At 65.8% G+C, this 17576-nt stretch carries 24 protein-coding genes and 2 pseudogenes; 11 read left to right on the top strand and 15 right to left on the bottom strand.

Translation table 11 applies throughout. From position 1 onward, the window contains the following. A partial coding sequence (locus BLR21_RS32310; RefSeq protein WP_143027970.1) for an integrase core domain-containing protein occupies positions 1-305 on the top strand: 305 nt, incomplete at its 5' end. Between the two features lie 667 nt (positions 306-972). Here BLR21_RS32310 and BLR21_RS32300 read toward each other — a convergent pair. The 3 genes and pseudogenes from BLR21_RS32300 to BLR21_RS32295 all read right to left on the bottom strand — a co-directional run. Next, entirely contained in the window at positions 973-1173 is a 201-nt protein-coding gene (locus BLR21_RS32300; RefSeq protein WP_090011995.1) for a hypothetical protein, read from the bottom strand. 191 nt (positions 1174-1364) lie between these two features. Continuing rightward, positions 1365-1727, bottom strand: a complete 363-nt coding sequence (locus BLR21_RS44750; protein ID WP_420843926.1) for a M78 family metallopeptidase domain-containing protein — start codon at positions 1725-1727, stop codon at positions 1365-1367. A 265-nt stretch (positions 1728-1992) separates the two neighbouring features. Beyond that, positions 1993-2148: pseudogene (locus BLR21_RS32295) on the bottom strand (SGNH/GDSL hydrolase family protein); the annotation flags it as partial. A gap of 159 nt (positions 2149-2307) precedes the next feature. Here BLR21_RS32295 and BLR21_RS32290 point away from each other — a divergent pair. From BLR21_RS32290 to BLR21_RS44745, 3 genes and pseudogenes are all read left to right on the top strand, one after another. Then, on the top strand, positions 2308-3189 hold the full coding sequence (locus BLR21_RS32290) for a DUF4142 domain-containing protein (RefSeq protein ID WP_176929901.1): 882 nt from the start codon (positions 2308-2310) through the stop codon (positions 3187-3189). 85 nt (positions 3190-3274) lie between these two features. Beyond that, a complete protein-coding gene (locus BLR21_RS32285; RefSeq protein WP_090011991.1) occupies positions 3275-4738 on the top strand; it encodes a DUF1996 domain-containing protein in 1464 nt (487 codons plus the stop codon). Between the two features lie 195 nt (positions 4739-4933). Next, positions 4934-5098: pseudogene (locus BLR21_RS44745) on the top strand (VOC family protein); the annotation flags it as partial. 108 nt (positions 5099-5206) lie between these two features. On the opposite strand, the gene BLR21_RS32280 reads toward BLR21_RS44745, so the two are convergent. Together BLR21_RS32280 and BLR21_RS32275 are read right to left on the bottom strand one after the other, a co-directional pair. Continuing rightward, the gene (locus BLR21_RS32280; RefSeq protein ID WP_218131028.1) at positions 5207-5725 is read right to left on the bottom strand and encodes a DUF2269 domain-containing protein; all 519 of its coding nucleotides are present in this window, start codon (positions 5723-5725) and stop codon (positions 5207-5209) included. A gap of 2 nt (positions 5726-5727) precedes the next feature. Continuing rightward, complete coding sequence (locus BLR21_RS32275) at positions 5728-5925, bottom strand: hypothetical protein (protein ID WP_090011987.1); 198 nt, start codon at positions 5923-5925, stop codon at positions 5728-5730. 94 nt (positions 5926-6019) lie between these two features. Here BLR21_RS32275 and BLR21_RS32270 point away from each other — a divergent pair, with 94 nt between their 5' ends. Then, positions 6020-6604, top strand: coding sequence for a TetR/AcrR family transcriptional regulator (locus BLR21_RS32270; RefSeq protein ID WP_090011985.1), 585 nt, complete (start codon positions 6020-6022; stop codon positions 6602-6604). A gap of 166 nt (positions 6605-6770) precedes the next feature. On the opposite strand, the gene BLR21_RS32265 is transcribed toward BLR21_RS32270, so the two are convergent. From BLR21_RS32265 to BLR21_RS41915, 3 genes are all read right to left on the bottom strand, one after another. Then, positions 6771-6953, bottom strand: coding sequence for a hypothetical protein (locus BLR21_RS32265; RefSeq protein ID WP_143027969.1), 183 nt, complete (start codon positions 6951-6953; stop codon positions 6771-6773). A 160-nt stretch (positions 6954-7113) separates the two neighbouring features. Continuing rightward, the gene (locus BLR21_RS44115) at positions 7114-7242 is read right to left on the bottom strand and encodes a hypothetical protein (RefSeq protein WP_256335082.1); all 129 of its coding nucleotides are present in this window, start codon (positions 7240-7242) and stop codon (positions 7114-7116) included. A 136-nt stretch (positions 7243-7378) separates the two neighbouring features. Next, entirely contained in the window at positions 7379-7672 is a 294-nt protein-coding gene (locus tag BLR21_RS41915; protein WP_143027968.1) for a hypothetical protein, read from the bottom strand. A gap of 285 nt (positions 7673-7957) precedes the next feature. Here BLR21_RS41915 and BLR21_RS32260 point away from each other — a divergent pair, with 285 nt between their 5' ends. The 4 genes from BLR21_RS32260 (at position 7958) to BLR21_RS32245 (ending at position 10804) form a co-directional block, all read left to right on the top strand. After that, a complete protein-coding gene (locus BLR21_RS32260; RefSeq protein WP_143027967.1) occupies positions 7958-8353 on the top strand; it encodes a hypothetical protein in 396 nt (131 codons plus the stop codon). A 90-nt stretch (positions 8354-8443) separates the two neighbouring features. After that, the gene (locus BLR21_RS32255) at positions 8444-9133 is read left to right on the top strand and encodes a DsbA family protein (protein ID WP_090011979.1); all 690 of its coding nucleotides are present in this window, start codon (positions 8444-8446) and stop codon (positions 9131-9133) included. Then, positions 9130-9726 (top strand): vitamin K epoxide reductase family protein, encoded by a 597-nt coding sequence (locus tag BLR21_RS32250; protein WP_090011977.1) that lies wholly within the window; start codon positions 9130-9132, stop codon positions 9724-9726. Before BLR21_RS32255 ends, BLR21_RS32250 begins: the two co-directional genes overlap by 4 nt. A gap of 229 nt (positions 9727-9955) precedes the next feature. Continuing rightward, positions 9956-10804, top strand: a complete 849-nt coding sequence (locus BLR21_RS32245) for an alpha/beta fold hydrolase (protein ID WP_176929900.1) — start codon at positions 9956-9958, stop codon at positions 10802-10804. Positions 10805-10828: 24 nt separating this feature from the next. On the opposite strand, the gene BLR21_RS32240 is transcribed toward BLR21_RS32245, so the two are convergent. The 7 genes from BLR21_RS32240 to BLR21_RS32210 all read right to left on the bottom strand — a co-directional run bounded on the left by BLR21_RS32240 (position 10829) and on the right by BLR21_RS32210 (position 16619). Continuing rightward, positions 10829-11395, bottom strand: coding sequence for a copper resistance CopC family protein (locus BLR21_RS32240; RefSeq protein WP_090011973.1), 567 nt, complete (start codon positions 11393-11395; stop codon positions 10829-10831). Continuing rightward, on the bottom strand, positions 11392-12093 hold the full coding sequence (locus BLR21_RS32235) for a YcnI family copper-binding membrane protein (RefSeq protein ID WP_256335081.1): 702 nt from the start codon (positions 12091-12093) through the stop codon (positions 11392-11394). Before BLR21_RS32235 ends, BLR21_RS32240 begins: the two co-directional genes overlap by 4 nt. Positions 12094-12174: 81 nt before the next feature. Continuing rightward, positions 12175-12714: a hypothetical protein gene (locus BLR21_RS32230; protein WP_090011970.1), complete on the bottom strand. Its 540-nt coding sequence runs from the start codon at positions 12712-12714 to the stop codon at positions 12175-12177. A 47-nt stretch (positions 12715-12761) separates the two neighbouring features. After that, entirely contained in the window at positions 12762-13010 is a 249-nt protein-coding gene (locus tag BLR21_RS32225) for a hypothetical protein (protein WP_143027966.1), read from the bottom strand. A 12-nt stretch (positions 13011-13022) separates the two neighbouring features. Next, positions 13023-13592, bottom strand: a complete 570-nt coding sequence (locus BLR21_RS32220) for a DUF305 domain-containing protein (RefSeq protein ID WP_090011967.1) — start codon at positions 13590-13592, stop codon at positions 13023-13025. Positions 13593-14277: 685 nt separating this feature from the next. Beyond that, positions 14278-16245 carry a heavy metal translocating P-type ATPase gene (locus BLR21_RS32215; RefSeq protein WP_090011965.1) on the bottom strand — a complete coding sequence of 656 codons (1968 nt, stop codon included), beginning with the start codon at positions 16243-16245 and terminating at the stop codon, positions 14278-14280. Beyond that, complete coding sequence (locus BLR21_RS32210) at positions 16242-16619, bottom strand: ArsR/SmtB family transcription factor (RefSeq protein ID WP_090011963.1); 378 nt, start codon at positions 16617-16619, stop codon at positions 16242-16244. The genes BLR21_RS32215 and BLR21_RS32210 overlap by 4 nt, the downstream gene beginning before the upstream one ends. Before the next feature lie 48 nt (positions 16620-16667). On the opposite strand from BLR21_RS32210, the gene BLR21_RS32205 reads away from it, so the two are divergent. Together BLR21_RS32205 and BLR21_RS32200 are read left to right on the top strand one after the other, a co-directional pair. Beyond that, complete coding sequence (locus BLR21_RS32205; protein ID WP_143027965.1) at positions 16668-16856, top strand: hypothetical protein; 189 nt, start codon at positions 16668-16670, stop codon at positions 16854-16856. Then, positions 16844-17443 (top strand): methyltransferase family protein, encoded by a 600-nt coding sequence (locus tag BLR21_RS32200; protein ID WP_218131027.1) that lies wholly within the window; start codon positions 16844-16846, stop codon positions 17441-17443. The genes BLR21_RS32205 and BLR21_RS32200 overlap by 13 nt, the downstream gene beginning before the upstream one ends. Positions 17444-17576 lie beyond the last annotated feature (133 nt).

Here is a 17576-nt window from a genome sequence, read left to right as displayed (position 1 = left end):
AGTACCGGGCGGTGCGCTACACCCAGCGCCTTGCCGAGACCGACGCTGTCGCATCCGTTGGCAGCAAAGGAGATTCCTACGACAACGCGATGGCCGAGGCGTTCAACTCGTTGTATAAGGCCGAACTCGTTCGCAACCGCGGACCATGGCGCGGCCTGGACGATATCGAGATCGCCACCGTCGAGTACATCGACTGGTACAACAACCGACGCCTGCACGGCGAGCTCGGGCACGTACCGCCCGCCGAGTACGAAGCACTACACGCGATGACCCACCCGGTCACCGCAACCCAGGAAACCAACTAATCCAGTCTCCATCAAACCCGGTACTTGACAGACCTTTCGATTCTTGGTCTCCTGCTCGGTACGAGGCACCTGGCTCTCAGTGGTGTCTCCCTCGACGTGCTCCGTCCAGCCCGCCGGCTGCTGATCTTCGCGAGCGTTGTCACGCTGGCGTTGAACGTGGCCGATCCGGTCATCGCGGGTGAATACGGGAAGGCGGCGTTCGATGCTGTGGGGCCGCTCCTTCTGGTTGGCTGGGCTGAGGTGGGCCCCGGCTTTCTGCAAGCGATCGGTGCGACCAGGCATGCGACAGGGAACATCCAAGACATCGTTGGTGCCGACGAATCCGGTGTGATGAAGCGGGATGTGTCCGAGGACGGATCTTCGAGGAACTTTGCCGAACAGCAGGAGATCTGTGTGCAGTCGCATACTCGACCACGGAGTCAGAAGGTCTCGCGGGAGAAGCTCTTGGAGAAGGCAAGGCAGGAAGGCGCGGTGCACCGCGCATGTCACCAGAGGCCGATCTCGGCTGAAAACGTTGCGGGTCAGCATGGGAATCGGAGCAGGCCGGGCCCGCCAGCTGGTCCAGATCGTCCGCATGGAATTCGAGCACCAGCTCATGCGAAGGACGACCGATGGGGAACTTGCTCATGAGATCCCGAGCTGCGAGGCGGAGATCGTGGTTTGACGTTTACGGGTTGTCGCGTGGGCCAACTTGAGCGCGAAGGCCTGCTTCGAGGCTGTGCAACGCGGCGCCGACGGCCGCGGCGGTGATCTCGAAGATCTCGTCCCCGCTGATGCCGTAGGCCTTCAGGTCCGCGAGGCCTGTGTCGGTTGCCCAGAACGCTCCATAATGGACCTCGCTGCATACGACGCCAACGACGCTTCGCAAGGATCACCGCTTGTCGTAGCGTCGGCGGATCGCAGGGTCGGTCTTGCTGGGTGAGTCGCATACCGCCGTGCGCAGGTTGATGACCAGTCGGTCGTGACGGTCAAGGGCCGTGGCGGCGTTGGTGCCATCGGTGAGGAAGCCAGGAAGCGGTAGCCGAAGTGGTGCAGCGACGAACGGGCAACTCGCAGGAGTCACCGCCGCGCTGGCGATCGCTGGTTGGGCTCGTCGTGCACCTGGGACCGAGGCGACGTTCTGGGCCGGCCCTCCTCTTCGTGAAACGGTGGACGCGTTTCCCCACCTTGGTCTCTTGCCGCAAAGGGTTGTCGCCCCTCTGCGAATTCGGAAGAAGGGTGACGCGTACACGAGTCACTCGAAAGTATTTGATCAGGTCGCGGTGGCCTGGAACTGCTCGAGCGCCTCGATGTCGGCATCGGTGATCTTTCCGCGGAGTGGAGCCCCGGTACGCGATTGGGATGAAATAGAACATGTCCGATCTCATGAGGTAAGTTGAACCAGGACATGTCAGGTTTGCGGTGTCGTTCGGAGATGCCGATAACTGGTCTATCATTGCCGATCCACCATGTGGCTCCGCAAACACGTTAACCTGGAACTTCCCGCATGAACGTCAGTGCGACACCCGCATGTGCAAGCGCCTTCTGTGCTGCAAGAAATCCAACGCCGAAGAACCTCAGAATCTTCTCGAAAGGTCCACGCCGTTGGCCTCGTCCTTCGAGTCACACAGTGACGTGGACCTCAGCGTGGACGTGGACCTCAGCGTGCCGTCGGCGCCCGCGCCTACGACTACTTCCTGGGCGGCGCCTGCGGCAGCAACCGGCCACGCACGGCCAGGTTGACGTAGGTGAACTCCGGGTCGGCGGTCTCCAGTACCTCGGCGACGCGGTCCGCCCATCCGCGCACGCCGTTCGGACGACTGGCGTCGTCGTCGCCCACCCCTTCGGTGAACGAGTCCCCCAACGCCGCAAGCTCGTACTTAGGACTTCAGGTCGCGAGCGCGCGCCGTGGTTGCGCGGGGTCAGATAACGGTTTGATAACGTCGAGGTCTCGAACTGAGGCGCGCCCCCATTCCTGGCCGTATCCCCGTTCGTGCGACTCCCCATGGACTTGGCAACGCCGATGCGACTCATCGTCGCGCTGGCGGGCTGTGTGCTGGCCGTGCTGGTCAACACCGGGAGCGCGATCGGCCAGCCCGCCAACCCCTCGACCCCCATCTCGACCCCGCCGCCCGGTAGTGGCGGAACGGGCGACGAGGTCGTGCAGACCCAGTGGGGTCCGCTCGGGCCCGCGGACCGGGACTTCATGAACCGGGTCAAGCAGGCCGGGTTGTGGGAAAAGCCCGCCGGCGAGAAGGGCAAGGCCAAGCGGGCCGACCAGCCCAAGATCCAGGAAGCCAGCAAGCACCTCATCGAGGGGCACACCCTGCTGGACAACGTGGTGAACCGGGCGGGCGTGCTGCTCGGAGTCACGTTGCCACAGGAGGCCACCGACGAGCAGAAGGGCTGGCTCGCCGAGATGGACGCGGCCAACGGTGACGAGTTCGACTCCGTCTTCGCCAACCGGCTCCGCGTGGCTCACGGCAAGGTCTACGCCTATGCCGCGCAGATCCGGGCGGGCACCAAGAACGAGCTCATCCGCATCCTCTCCACGCAGGCGATGATCACCGTCTTCGAGCACATCAAGGCGATGGAGGACACCGGACGCGTCGACTTCGGCGCGATCGAGTCACCGCAACCGCTCGCTCCTCCCACGAACAGCATCGGGGCACCGGATGCCAGTGGAGATCAGCAGGGAGCTGACGCCTCGGCCAACCCGACCGACGGCGTGATCCCGACTGTGCCGGAGGGCACCAGGTTCACCCGTACCGCCGAGCAAGGCGTATTCGGTGAGAACAACGGCGTCTTCTTCGGCGCGATAGCGGTGCTCGCGCTCGCACTGGTCGGAATGCGAATGATATCCAGGTCCAAAAAGAATACGAGACGTAAATCTCGGTCGTACTAACCGCACACCGAAGTTCAACCCGAATGACACGGCTAACCGCCGTCAGCTTCGCCATGCCGTTTTATCGGAATACACGAGGTGGCAAATGGCTTTTCACCGGAGGAAATCCACGATCTGGCTGACCGCCGCAGCGGCGGCGATGGCTTTGGTCGCTGGCGGTGCCGCGGTGGTGGCTGTAGGTTCGGCCGACGGCACGGCGCTTGCCGACGGCGCTCTGGACGAAGGCTTGTTCGTCGACATCACCAAGGTGAAGCCGAACGTCAAGAAACCAAAACCGGAGAACGACGCCACCACAGGTACGTTCACCGTCGACTGCGGCAAGAACGAGAACGGGCACTTCAACCCGGACAACTTCATCGCGCAGCCTGGCGTCCGCAACGGTGCGCAGCACTTGCACGACTACGTCGGCAACCTGTCGACCAACGCGGACTCCAACAACAAGTCGCTGCAGAAGGCCGGCACGACCTGTAAGAACGGTGACAAGTCCGCTTACTTCTGGCCCGTCATCCGCATCAACAAGGCCGAGGACGACGAGGAGAAAGCACCGCCGAAGAAGGACGACAAGGCGCAGCAGGACAAGGACAAGGCCGACAAGGCCGCGCCTACCGTCGAATGCCCGGACGTCGCCTCCGCGTTGCCCGAGGACGTCCCCGACAAGGCGCAGGCCGAGATCAGCCGCGAGCTCGAGAACATCGAGAAGCAGATCGACGAGGCCGACAAGCGCATTGCCTCGACACAGGGCCAGGGCGGCCCGAACTTCGTGCAGAACGCCATTCTCGGCCCGCTGAAGGACAAGCGCGTCGCGGCGCTGGACCGCATGGAGATCGCCTTCCGCAGGCTGAACCAGCAGGCGCCCGAGCTGAAGCAGCTCGCGCCCTGCAAGCTGAAGGACCAGAACAACAAGGGCCTCGAGAACGGCAGCGAGAACAGCGACAACGCCCAGGCCGAAGGCACCGAGAACAAGAAGAACCAGAACAACGTCGAGGAGAACGCGAACAACGAGCTGCCGGGCAACGAGGGTGAGATTCAGCGCCCGGAAGTCGTCGATCTCCAGTTCCGCGGTTCGCCGACCGGCAAGGTCGTCGCGATGCCGAAGTTCCTCCGCGTTCTCTACGGTGACGCCAAGGCCGGCCAGAACGGCCCGAAGAACGCCAAGGCCTCGTGGACCTGCAGCGGCTTCGAGGACAAGGTGCTGATCGACAAGTACCCGATCTGCCCGCAGGGCTCGAAGGTCAAGCGCGTCCACGACTTCCCGAGCTGCTGGGACGGCAAGAACATCGACTCCGCGAACCACCGCGACCACATCGTCTTCCCGGACCAGAACGGCAAGTGCAAGAAGGGCTTCAAGGCCGTTCCGCAGCTGCGCATCTCCCTGACCTACAACATCCCCAGGAACGTCCAGCAGGCGCGCCTGTACTCGGTCGACTCGTTCCCGGAAGAGGAACACAACCCGCTCACCGACCACGACGACTTCGCCAACGTGATGTCGCAGAAGATCATGAACCGCCTCGTCAACTGCGTCAACACCGGCAAGAAGTGCCGCGAGTGACGTTGTTCGGGTAAGTGGAATCCCCGATGCCGCCTCCTGCGGCACCGGGGATTTTCGTTGCGGTAGGTGAGGATGTCACCGGGCTCGGTTGGGACTGACTTCGACCCCGGCGGGAAGTTGCGGTCTTCCCATGATCACCGCAGGTACCACGGCAGACCCCGATCCGCTGCGGCAGCCGGTCCGTGAGGTGGCGCGATGAGCCGACCCTCAGTCGAGGCGACCACCACGCCGGGAAACCCGTGCTGGGTGGAGCTCGCCACCAACGACACCGAGCGGAGCATGCGGTTCTATCAGGCCGTGTTCGGCTGGCAGTACCACTGGCTGCGTGACGCCGCGGGCCGGGCCTACGCAGTAGGCCGTACTGGACGACGGGCCAGTGGCCAGCAGCATCATGTCCACCAACGCCGCAGGCACGATGATGACGGAAGCGCCTGCGGGACTGCCGGCAGGATCCATCAACGGCCACTGCTAAGACTCGAACGCCGCGCGCTGGTTACCGCGTTGTTTCTGCTGCTTGCGCCACCCGTGCCGGGTCAGGCCACGCGGCTTGTACACGGACAGGATCAAGGCCAGGAGCAGTACGACCAGGCCGCCGATGGAGTGCCCGAGGGTCCCCGACAACTCGCGGGGATCGGCGGCCGAGGCAGCTGCCTCGGCCAGGCGGCTCACGACACTCGTCTCGATCAGCAGCACGGTCGTGGCCGCCAGGGTCAACACGAGCTTGACCAGGACCCAGTAGTGCCGGAACAGGCCCCAGGTGGTGCCCAGGGCGTTGATGATTCCGATGAGCACTGACACGAGAGCCAGCGGGACGATGGCGTAGTTGACGGTCACTTCCATGGCGAGATACATGGACCGTGTCAGCTGAAGTTCCTGACTGATCACGGCGGTGACATCGAGAGCCAGGTAGGCGATTACCGCGCCGAGCCAGCCGACGGACGTGGTGACGTGCGTGGTGAGCACGAGCTTGCGCACTCGTGGCGGCATGGTCATACATGCCCGCCGACGATGACGCTGGCCGACGACAGGTGGCGCGCGGGTCCGTGCTGCCCCCCGACGTCCGTCAGTTGCAAGACGAGGAACAGCAGGATGAGGGCGCCGACGACGATCAGAGACACCTTCACCCAGCGCGGCATGCGTGGAGGTGACTCGTCGCTGGCAGCGGGATCAGGGGACTGGCTGGTCATGAGGACCTCCTCTGCGTCAGAGCCGATTTTATCGAGACAATGTGTCGATGTCGAACTGCAGTGTCACGTCATCATCACTGCGTATACTGGGCGGGTGCCAAAGCTGTGGAACGAGACGATCGAGGCGCACCGCCGCGAGGTGCGTGAGGCGATCCTGGACACCACCGCTGAACTGGTGGCCGAACACGGCCTGTTGTCGGTGACGATGTCGCGGATCGCCGAGAAGACCGGCATCGGACGGGCCACGCTGTACAAGTACTTCCCGGACGTCGAATCGATCCTGAGCGCATGGCACGAACGGCAGATCTCCGCCCACCTCGCCGAGCTCACCGAACTTCGGAACGGGCCAGGCGACCCCGGTGAACGGCTCGAAGCGGTACTCGCGGCCTATGCGCGGCTGTCGCGCGGCCGCTTCTCCCACGCGCACCCCGGCCCCGAGGTCGAGGCGGTCCTGCACCGGAGTGCGCACGTCACCCAGGCGCACAAGCATCTCCGCGACCTGATCAAGGGTTTACTGAACGACGTGGCGGCAACCGGCAACCTACGCGACGACGTCGCAGTCGACGAACTCGCCAGCTACTGCCTGCACGCGCTCGGTGCGGCGAGTAAACTTCCTTCGACTGCGGCGTTGGACCGTCTCGTCGCGGTGACCATGGCGGGCTTGCGCGCGGCTGAGTGAGCATCCACCTGGCTTTGTTCGGCATGTAGATGTGATCTTCGGGCGTGTCGGCGGTTCCTTGTAACGCATCGGTCTTGGCGGCCGAAGTCGTAGGTGACGGTGTCCTACTAGGACGAATAGTATCCCCTGGAAGAAGAACTTCCCGATGGTCGCGTTGTCGACTGCGTCAGGCGAACATCAGCCGCACCAGCCACGGCTGGATCGTCAGCAGTGCGACGACGATGCCGCCGATGGACGCTACTGAGCCGATGGCGCCGAGCGGGCCGTCGACCATCTCGGTGCTCGGCAGCCGACGCGCGCAGCAGCCCATCGTGGGAAGTTCGGGCGTCTCGTAGGCTGAAAGCTCCACCTTCGTTGCCACGTCGATGATCGCCTGCTTCGCGTGCCGCGCGGTGATTTCCGAGAGGAGTTCCCCGGACCTTACGGCCGCCGGCGGTGATCAGCCCGATGGCGGCGACGATCCTGACCCGCGGTGGCCAACTGTGGGGCAACGGCGCCGGTTCCCGGTTTCACAGCGTCGGCGGCAAGGAACTGAGCTGATCAGATCGCGGCTGAACCACCAGCGTTGCCGCGAGCCCGGCACCGTTGAGCAGCTTCAGCACGATGCTGAGGACGAGCAGGCGGGCCGCAGCGGCCAAGGCCAGGCTCGTGCACAAGCTCGTGGGCTGCCCGCCGACCGTTCTTACTCAATGCCTGGCGTGGGTGTCGCTGGCGCGTAGAACCTCTGTGCTCATGACACACAGAGGTGGTTGTTCACCGAGGGCTACGGGATGGTCAGCCAGGCGGGGTGAGGCCGCGGTCCTGTTGCGGAAGGGCGGGCCGCAACCAGTCGGTGCGGTGATGGAGGTTCGCTCGGGCGACGTTGCCCAGCGCAGCCGCATCACCTGCGCTGGGATCAACGACGTTGCCCGTCTCTCTGACAGGGAGCTTGAACCAGCCCGAGCATCTGTTGACACAAGGGTGATTCATCTGCTTCATCGTCAGCGTGCCATCCGCATTGGGCACAGGTTGCAGCCAGGTCATCACGCCCGTGTCATCACATAGTTCGCAGGGATGTTCGCGCTCCACGAGGCCAGCGTGACGCCTTGGGCCGCCGTCGAGAAACGTCGTCACCGGAACGGGTGAAGAACTGAACTGTCCCTTGACCTGTTGAACATGATCGACTGGATCAGTCGCCTGGTTTGTGCGACAGACAGCGTGACGGATGCGCTCGAGAGACCGGGACAGTGGGGGCGGCGAGTCGGCGCGAAGTAGGGCTGCCGAAGATGTCGCCGACGTCTGGCCAACGTCTCCGCGTCGTGAAGATCGAGCTGACTGGCATGCTCGGCTCTAGCGACCGCTAATCTGGAGCGCGTGCCTGGCGCCGGCAGCATGCGGACCATCGCGCGAGCGAGCCTCGCGCGGGTCTTCGCCGTGCTCGCGCTCGTCGTCGGCATCGCGTTGTTACAAGGCACGCCCTGTGATCGGGACACCGCCCTGACGGCGCAGTGCGCGACCTCCAGCACGCTGGTCTTGGTCGACTCGCCTTCACCGCCGACTGCCATTGGCACCGCTTCGGAACTGCTCGAGGACCTCGGTGGAGTGTCGGGAGCCTGTCTTGCGGTGCTGCTCACTGTCCTGCTCGGCCTCGTCGTCCTTCGCCGTCCTGGTTCGATCGCCGTGAGCGTCGTGCGCGTGCCGTTGCCGTGGCAGGGTCCGGATCCGCGTCCCGGAGTCCGGCTCACGCAGCTCTGCGTGTTGCGGGCGTAGTCACGCCTCTGTGCCCATGACCGCCACGAGGCGGTCGGGCCTCGCCGTGTCTTGATCACTCACTCGAACTTGTCGCAGAGGTATGTCGTCATGACCAAGAACGCCAGGATTTCGTTGATCATCGTTACGGTTGTCGTGGTGGTGGTCGGAGGCTTCGTCCTGCTCAGCAGGCTCACGGGGCCCTCGGGGTCGCAGCAGCCGGCCGGATCGACCAGCGTCGCGAGACCCACGCCGATCGCGCCCAATGAGGTGCTCGTCCGGCCCGACAGCCACAAGCTCAACGACGCGCCCAACGCGAAGGTGACCGTCGTCGAGTTCCTCGACTTCGAATGCGAGTCCTGCCGCGCGGCCTATCCCGGCGTCGAGAAGCTGCGTGGCGAGTACGGCGACCGCGTGACGTTCGTGATGCGTTACTTCCCGATTCCCAGCCATCGCAACGCCGAGCTGGCAGCCACCGTTGTGGAGGCCGCGAGTAAGCAGGGCAAGCTCGACGCGATGTACCAGCGCATGTACGAGACCCAGCAGCAGTGGGGAGAGAAGCAGGTCCTCCAGCACGAGCTGTTCGTCAGCTTCGCTCGTGACCTCGGACTGGACATGACGAAGTTCGAAGCCGACCTGAACGACCCGGCCACCCTGGAGCGCGTGCTCAAGGACCGCAAGGACGGCACCACCGTGGGAGTCCAGGGCACTCCGACGTTCTTCATCAACGGCACCAAGTTCCAGGGCGCGCCGAGCTACGACGGGCTCAAGGCCGCGATCGAGCGGGAACTGGCCAAGTGACCTCAGCCGTTCGGTTCGTGATCAGGCTGCTGCCGCGGGTGCTCATCGTGGGCGGCGGGATCGGCCTGGTCGCGGCCTTCGTGCTGACTGTCGAGAAGATCGCGCTCCTGAAGAACGCCGACTACGTCCCGACGTGCAGCATCAACCCGGTCCTGAGCTGCGGCTCGATCATGAAGACCGAGCAGGCGGAGGTGTTCGGGTTCTCGAACCCTCTGCTGGGTGTCGCCGGGTTCGCGGTGGTCGTCACGCTCGGCGTGGTGCTGGCGGCCGGCGCGGCGTTGCCGCGCTGGTGCTGGCTCGGCCTGCAGGCGGGCGTGACGTTCGGCGTCGTGTTCGTGCACTGGTTGATCTACCAGAGCCTGTACGTGATCGGCGCGCTGTGCCCGTACTGCATGGCCGTGTGGTCGGTCATGATCCCGATCTTCTGGTACACGACGCTGTACAACATGGAGCAAGGTCACCTGCCATCACCACGGCGGACAACCGCAGTGCTGACCGGCTACCACGGCGTGGTGCTGACGCTGTGGTACCTGCTCATCGGTGGTGCGGTGCTGCAGGCGTTCTGGTTCTACTGGACGACGTTGATCGGCTAGCTCAGGCGCGGAGCGGTGCCAGGTTCGTCTCATCGCTGGATGGCAGCTCGGAGCCGCACGCGGATGCCAGCAGCGCGGCGATGATCATGAAGAGTCGCAACGGTTCCGCACCTCTCCGATCGGTGGCAGAAAACGCTCCGCTAACGAATGCGGCTATGGCGTCGCGCACATTCACCCGGTCGTTCAGGGTGTTCCGGAACAGGTTCCGGGACGCCGTGGGGTGATGGTCGTGCGCGAAGTGGTGGTCGGCGGTGTGCGGCTGGCCTACGAGGTTCACGGCGAGCGCGGCGATGCTGTGTTGTTGTTGGGAGACAGCGGAATGCCGGGTATCGCGTGGGAGATCGCCCACGTGCCGGCGTTGCTGCGAGCGGGCTTGATGCCGGTCACGGTTGACTGCTGCGGCACTGGTGCCTCGGAGTCGCCGCCGGGGCCCTACACGATCCCCTTGCTCGCACAGGACATCGCGGCGCTGATCGAGCACCTCGACCTCGGGCCGGTGCATGCCGTGGGATTGACCCAAGGTGGCTTCATCGCCGAACAGCTCGCAGTCGCGCGGCCGGATCTGTTGCGCAGCATGACGTTGATCGCGAGCGCGGGTCCGACCACCGCGTACCACCGCATCCGGCTGCGGGCGTGGCAGGACCTGCTCGAGGCAGGACACCGATTGCCGGACGAGCTGTTCATCGCTGACCGCTCGGTGCACGGCCTGCCGATGTCGTTGTTGCAGGACAGCGACGAGGACGTCGAGAAGTGGATCACAACTTTCTCGCTGCGGACGTACCAGGAAAGCGTAGGGCTGCAGGAACAGCACGCGGCCTGCCGCGCCTGGCTGCTCGACTCCGAACGCGGCGCGCACTGGCCGTCCATCAGGACACGGTGTCTGCTCATCGCGTTCCAGCACGATCTGCTCTTTCCGCCGAGCGCGGCGCGACGCTGCGCGGCCCGGATCAGGGGAGCGGAGCTGGTGGTCATGCCCGGAGCAGGAAGTGCCGACGGCTTCCTGGACACCGCAGACAAGATCAGCGCGATCATCGCGCGCTTCATTCAGCGTCCACACGGGACACCCGGCGGATGGTGAGCCGGTGTCCCGTGCGGACGGAGCTCAAGCCGACTGCGTCGCTCGCCTCCTCAGCCACACCACGGCACCTGCCACCGCGGCCACGCCGATGGCGATGAGCAGCCAGGCCCACCATGTAAGCCCGGTGCTCTGGTCGGACTGCACGTCGGCCACTGGCGCGACCGAGGGTGCGGTTGAGCTGGGAGCAGTGGTGGTCGTGGTCGGTGGCGCCGTCGTCGTGGTGACCAGCGGCGCCGTCATGGTGAACTTCACAGCTCCGGTCACGGCGTGATCGTCGGCAGAGCCGATCTTGAAGTTGATCGTGTACAGGCCCGCCGGGCCGGCCGGGGTGACCGGTACGAGCAACGAGGCGTCTTTTGCGGTGATCTGACCGACGGTCCACGCGGTGCCATCAGCGCCGGTCACCGTGACCGTGGTCTGCTCCGGGCGCACGGGTTCGTTGAACGTCAGCGTGAGCTGCTGCGGCGGTGCGGCGACCTGCGCGCCTTCCTTGGGGTCGCTGGAGATCAGCTGGGTGTGCGCGGACGCCGCAGGTGTCGTCGTGAGTACTGACAGGAAAACGAGCGGCAGGACGAGCAGAAGGCGCTTCATTTCGATTCCCCAGTCTGTTGTGCGCGGCGTGAGCGCAGTGCTGTGCCGATCGCGATCCCCAGGGCCAACGCGGCCACGGCGAGCGCAGAGCCGCCGAGCCAGGTCGCTTCGGAACCAGGCGCCGTGTTCGTCACCGCCGCAGGTGTGCCACCATGCTCATCAGGCTGTGCCGCTGTGTCGTTGGCGACGAGCTTGAGCGCAGGGGCGGGATGTTCCGGCTCAGCCTGGCCTTCAGCCGATGGCGGCTGGTTCCAGTTCACGACCTCGCCGCTGTCGTAGGTCTGCACGGCGTTGATGACGAGCTTGTCGGTGTTGTCCGGCATAGGGCCGAGCGTCACAGCGAACTCGGCGAATTCATTGGGGCCGATCCGGATGCCCGCGGCGGCGGTCCAGGTGATGCTGCGGAACGCTTCGGTGATCTCGACGTTGCCGGTCTTGATCGGCTGGTCGAGCTTCGCCTTGACGACCTCGGCCGTCCAGCCTGTGATGCTGCGGACCCGGACGGTGCGCAGCGGGAACTCGGCAGGCAGATCGAGCCGTACCGAGACGGTGCCAGCGTCGGGGCGCTCGTTGGGGACCTTGAAGGTGACGGTGGCAGGTTTGCCTTTGACTGCCTGGCCTGGCACGGGTTCGAGGTGCGCGGCGGCCACGCCGTTGGTGAACAACGTGGCCGCGCACGCGACGACCGCGGCCGCCATGAACACACGTGGGTACTTCGGGGACATGGTGCTCCTCGCATGACAGAACACCGGTCCAGCGGACCGGTCGGAGTGGTGGTGTCAGCGGGAGAGCGGAGGGCCGCGCCGACTTGCGTCCGTGAGCACGACGACGCCGTGCAGCATGTCGACGAAGTCGGTCACGGCAGGCCTCGACGGGATGGACCGAGGTATTGCCGGCGGCGGGAAGATGCGGGGGAGTGACCGGCGGACGGCGGTGATGAACGCGAGCAGGCACGCGTCGGCCTTGGCCAGCAGCGCACCGAGCAGCACACCTGCCACCACGTGTGCCAACGCCATTCGCGCGCTGTCCGAAGCGGTCGAAGACCCGTGGTGTGATCCGCCGGTGTTCAGCAGCAGGTGCATGAACAGCTGGGCGACGCCGAGAGCCAGCACAACGGTCGCCGGTGAGTGCTTGCGATCGGCGAACGCTGTGGCGGCGAGCGCGATGATCGCGGTAGCGAAGACCGTCATCGCACCGTCTGGGAAATCGCCACCCCCGACACCGTGAGCGGTGACCGTGAGGGCAGCCGCGCACGTCGCGAGCAGTCCACTACGCAGCATGCGCAGCGTGCGGGGCAGCCGCTCCGGACGTCCGGTCATCGCGCCATGCTAGCCATGTCGGCCGCCACGCATGTCTGGTGAAGTGCTCAGATCTTGTCCCTTTCGGACTCCGGTGCCGCAGGCGGCTTCGGCGCGAACGAGCGGCGTGGCCCGTTGCCCAGCAGCATCCGGCGTACTTCCTGGTCGGCAGCGCGGTTGGTATCGCGGTAGAGCGCGATACCGACGGCGACCAGGCACGTGACGATGACGACGGCACCACGCCGAGGGATCCAGGTGCCGCCTTCACCGCTGTGACTGGCGACGGGAACCGTCTGGATGAGCAGATGTTCGGACATCATTGTTGTCCATCAGTACCGGGACGTGCGGGAGGTGCGGGCGGCGAGCAGGGATTCGAGCGTCTCCACCTCGGTCATCTGCTGAGCGCGGACGGTCTTCGCGTGCACCCGCACCGCTGAGGTTCGGGCCTTGGTCACGGCGAGCTTCGCCAGCGCGATTCCCGTCTCGTCGTGCCGCAGCATCAGCTGCAGGAACGCGATGTCGAACTCAGTCCCGGTGAGGCGGCGCAACGCGGTGACCTCGGCGGGATCAACGCGGTCCAGCGCGGGCCGTTCCACGTCCTTCGCGGTTTGCGGGGGTTGCTTCCACACGTCTGACCAGCCCTTCACCCGGCCGGCCTGCTCGATCCTGTCCGTCTCGATCTCGAACGCGACGTGCCGGATCTCCGGGTCGTCGCTGTACTGCCCGGCCAGGCCTGCCATCCGCATCGCCAGCGCGTGGTGTGTGGACAGTTCGGCGGCGAAGATGATGTCGGCGTCCGCGGGACCAGCGGGTTTGACCGACGCGGTGCCCACCAGGTAGCCGATGAGCACCAAAGCGAGCCCGATGAACACCAGCATCAGCAACGACGGCCAGTTCATTTGCCCTCCACCGGAGTCGACGGCTGAGCGGATGCGGAGCCTGGGTGTTTCCGCGACGAACCTGGCCTGGTCTGACAAGAACTGCGAGCTCTCACGAGAAGCACCGACCTCGGGACAGGTGTTCGGGTTGCGGCGCAAGAGGAGATGAACTGGTCGACGCGCTCATCATCGGCGCGGTCAAAACCGAACGGGTCCTTGCTCTCCCCTGACGGCTTGCACTGGGTAAGAGCGGCCTCGCGGCCGTTGTTCGCCATCTGCGTAACCGGACACACCCCCGCCAGCCCCAGCACCGCAACGATCGAGCCCCAGACATCAGCCTGGTGCTGACGATCGACTTCGCCGCGCCACGGGGCGGCTGCTTGGTCTTGCGGCCGCTCGGCATCCCCAGCTCCTCACCGCCCGTTCACTACTAGTGAGCCTAGTACTAGGCTTACTATGACAACTATCCCGCCCGGCTGAGTCCTGGTGTGCCTGCGACGGCGGGGTCGTCGAGAACGTGCTCGTGAGCGTGGATTAGGTCGAGCAATGCCCCTCCCTTCCGATGGCGCGATCCCCCCGACGCATCCGTGCGGGGCCGTTCGCCGTACTGGATCGGTGCTTCCCGGGCTTCATGACGCTGGCAGACGTCTACCGCTTTCCTGCAGAGCTTCTGACTTCCGCCAGCGCCAAGTGTTCTTGAGGTGGGCTACGACGACGCGCCAACAGCGGTAGCTCGTGCTGCAGGGAGCTGACCCCTGTGGATCAGATCGGGCAGTGGCTTGCTCCGTCCCGCCCGCACGCCGTTCGCGATGACGACAACCTCGGCGAGTTCGTGCACCAGCACCACGGCGGCGAGGCCGAGCACGCCGAACAGTGCCAGCGGCATGAGCACGACCACGATCGCCAGGGACAAGCCCACGTTCTGAAGCATGATGCTCCGTGCGCGGCGGGCGTGGGTGAACGCCTGGGGCAGGTGCCTGAGATCCTCGCCCATGAGTGCCACGTCGGCGGTCTCGATCGCGACGTCGGTACCCATGGCGCCCATCGCTATGCCGAGGTCGGCGGTGGCCAGGGCGGGGGCGTCGTTGACGCCGTCGCCGACCATCGCGGTGGACCGCTGGGTGCGCAGCTGCTCGATCAGCCGTGCCTTGTCCTCGGGGCGGAGTTCCGCGTGCACCTCGTCGATGCCGACCTCCTTCGCCAACGCGGTGGCGGTCGTGAGGTTGTCACCGGTCAGCATCGCCACGTGGTAGCCGTCGCGCCGGAGGCGGTCCACGACTTCGGCGGCCTCGGGGCGCAACTCGTCACGCACGGCGACCGCGCCGATCACCTGGCCGTCCTCCTCGACGAGGACTGCGGTCGCGCCTGCCGATTGCATTCGCCGTACGTCGTCGGCGAGCGGTCCGGCTTCCAGCCAACCGGGGCGGCCGAGCCGGATCTGGCGGCCGTCGAGGCGACCGGTCAGTCCGGCACCGGTCACGGTCTCGACGTCTTCGGCCGCGGTGACGTCGTCGACGGCTGCGAGGACGGCTCGGGCGAGCGGGTGTTCGCTGCGTGCTTCGAGTGCTGCTGCTACGGCCAGCACGTGCTCGCGGCTGGTGCCGTCGGTGGTCACAACGTCGATCACGGTGGGCCGGTTGGCGGTCAGCGTGCCGGTCTTGTCCAACGCGACGCCGCGTACGGCCCCGAGCGCCTCCAGAGCTGCTCCGCCCTTCACAAGCACGCCGAGCTTGCTGGCCGCACCGACGGCCGCGACGACGGTCACGGGCACCGAGATCGCGAGCGCGCACGGTGATGCGGCGACCAGCACGACCAGGGCCCGCTCGATCCACACGAGGGGGTCGCCGAGCAGACTGCCGACTGCGGCGATGAGAACCGCGACGATCATGATGCCGGGCACCATCGGCTTGGCGATGCGGTCGGCGAGGCGCTGGGACGCACCCTTCCGGGCCTGTTCGGCCTCGACGATGCGCACGATCCGGGCGAGGGAGTTGTCCTCGGCGGTCGAGATCACCTCCACCTCGAGCACACCCGTGCCGTTGATGGACCCGGCGTAGACCTCGTTGCCGGGGCCTGCCTCGACGGGCACCGACTCACCAGTGATCGCGGAGACGTCGAGCGCGGTCCGACCGGTGCGGATGACACCGTCGGTGGCCACTCTCTCGCCTGACTTGACCAGCATCCGGTCGCCGACGCGCAGCTCGGTCGATGCCACCACGGTCTCGGTGCCACCACGAATGACCGTGGCTTCGTCCGGAACGAGGGAGAGAAGCGCCCGCAAGCCACGGCGAGTGCGCGCGATGGAGTACTCCTCGAGGCCCTCGCTGATGGAGAAGAGGAACGCCAGCATCGCTGCTTCGCCCACCTCGCCGAGCAGGACGGCACCCACCGCGGCGATGGTCATGAGCGTGCCGACACCGATCTTGCCCTTGGCAAGACGGCGAATGGTGTTGGGGACGAAGGTGTAGCCACCGATCAGCAGGGCCAGCACTTCGAGGACCGCGACGAGCACGGGCGACAAGCCCGTCCAGCCGGCGGTCAGCGCGGCGGCGAGGAAGACACCGGAGATGGCCGCGAATCGGAGCTCGCTGACCTCCCAGAGCCGTTCAGGTTCGTGTTCCTCCTGCTCCTCGGCTGTACGCGGCTCGTCGCCACCGCAGCATGCGTCGCTCATCGGGTTGTCTCCTCTGTGACGTCGTAGTTGGGGCACAGGGCCACGGCGTTTCCGGTGGCGGCGAGCAGCGTCTCCGCAGCGGCCAACAGGTCCATCAGCTCGGGGCGGGTCAGGCTGTAGAACACCTGCCTGCCCTGCGGGCGGCCCGTCACGAGGGCGCAGTCGCGCAAGCAGGCGACGTGTGCCGACACCGTCGACTGGGCCAAACCGAGTTCGCTCACCAGGTCGGCCACACGTGCCTCACCCGAGGCCAGTCGCTGCACGATCGCGAGCCGCGTCGCGTCCGACAGGCTGTGGAAGAGCGCTACGGCCGGATCCAGGACTGTCGCGCCACCGCTCGACGTGAAGCATCCGGTCGTGCTATTCATCGTCATAAGACGATGATAACCGGCTTTCATCGATCAATCGAGACTGGGAGGTCGATGACGTTGATGAACTGCGTGCAGGCGGTCGACCACCCGGTCGATGACCGGTTCACCGCTGGTGAGTTCCTGGCCGAACCACCTGGTCACGGCCTCATCGTGGAAGAGCGGTGGCGCACGCGCGTGGATGGGGATCGCCTGCTTGGTGTTACGATCCGTCAATTGGGGAGTGGGCCGTGTTCGCTTTGATCGCGCTGTTCCTGCTGTTCGCGTTTCTAGTGCTCGGCGGCGGGGTTCGTGTCTGGATCCAACGACGTCGCACCGGTGACTCCGGTGTCCGCAGGCCGACGACGCCTGTGCAGTTGTGGTCCCGGGCAACGTTCGGGGTCGGGATCCTGCTCGCGGGTGCGGCCGCACCCGCGAGCGAACTGCTCGGTGTTCCGGCGTTGTCGATCCTCGATCGGCCGGTTGTGCGTGTCGCAGGCGTCGTGGTCAGTGTGATCGGGCTGCTCGCCACCTTCGGTGCCCAACTCGCAATGGGTGATTCGTGGCGCAGCACCGTCGATCTGACGGAGCGGCCCGCGTTGGTCACCGACGGACCGTTCCGCATCGTCCGCAACCCGGTCTACACGGCGGTGATCATGATGGTCGCCGGGTTGGCGCTGGTCGTGCCCAGTCTGATCGCGATCGTCGGACTGGGGGTTGTCATCGTCGGCAGCGAACTGCAGGTCCGGCTGGTCGAGGAGCCGTACCTGCGGCAGGTGCACGACGGGGAGTACCTGTCCTACGCCAGTCATACCGGGCGCTTTCTCCCCGGACTCGGCCGACTCACGTGACTCAGCCGCAGCGTGCTGGGGCAGCCGCCGCTGCGTCGGTGAGGGTCGTGGGGTGCCCGTCCTGTCATGCCGAGTCGTGGCCGCGCCGGGTGCGCCGACGTGAGGACGAAGCTGGTCGCCACGGTCACGAGCC

The sequence above is a fragment of the Lentzea albidocapillata subsp. violacea genome, assembly GCF_900100275.1.
Taxonomy (GTDB): domain Bacteria; phylum Actinomycetota; class Actinomycetes; order Mycobacteriales; family Pseudonocardiaceae; genus Lentzea; species Lentzea violacea.
Note: the sequence above shows the minus strand (reverse complement) of the source record. Positions and strands in the feature narration are given on the sequence as shown.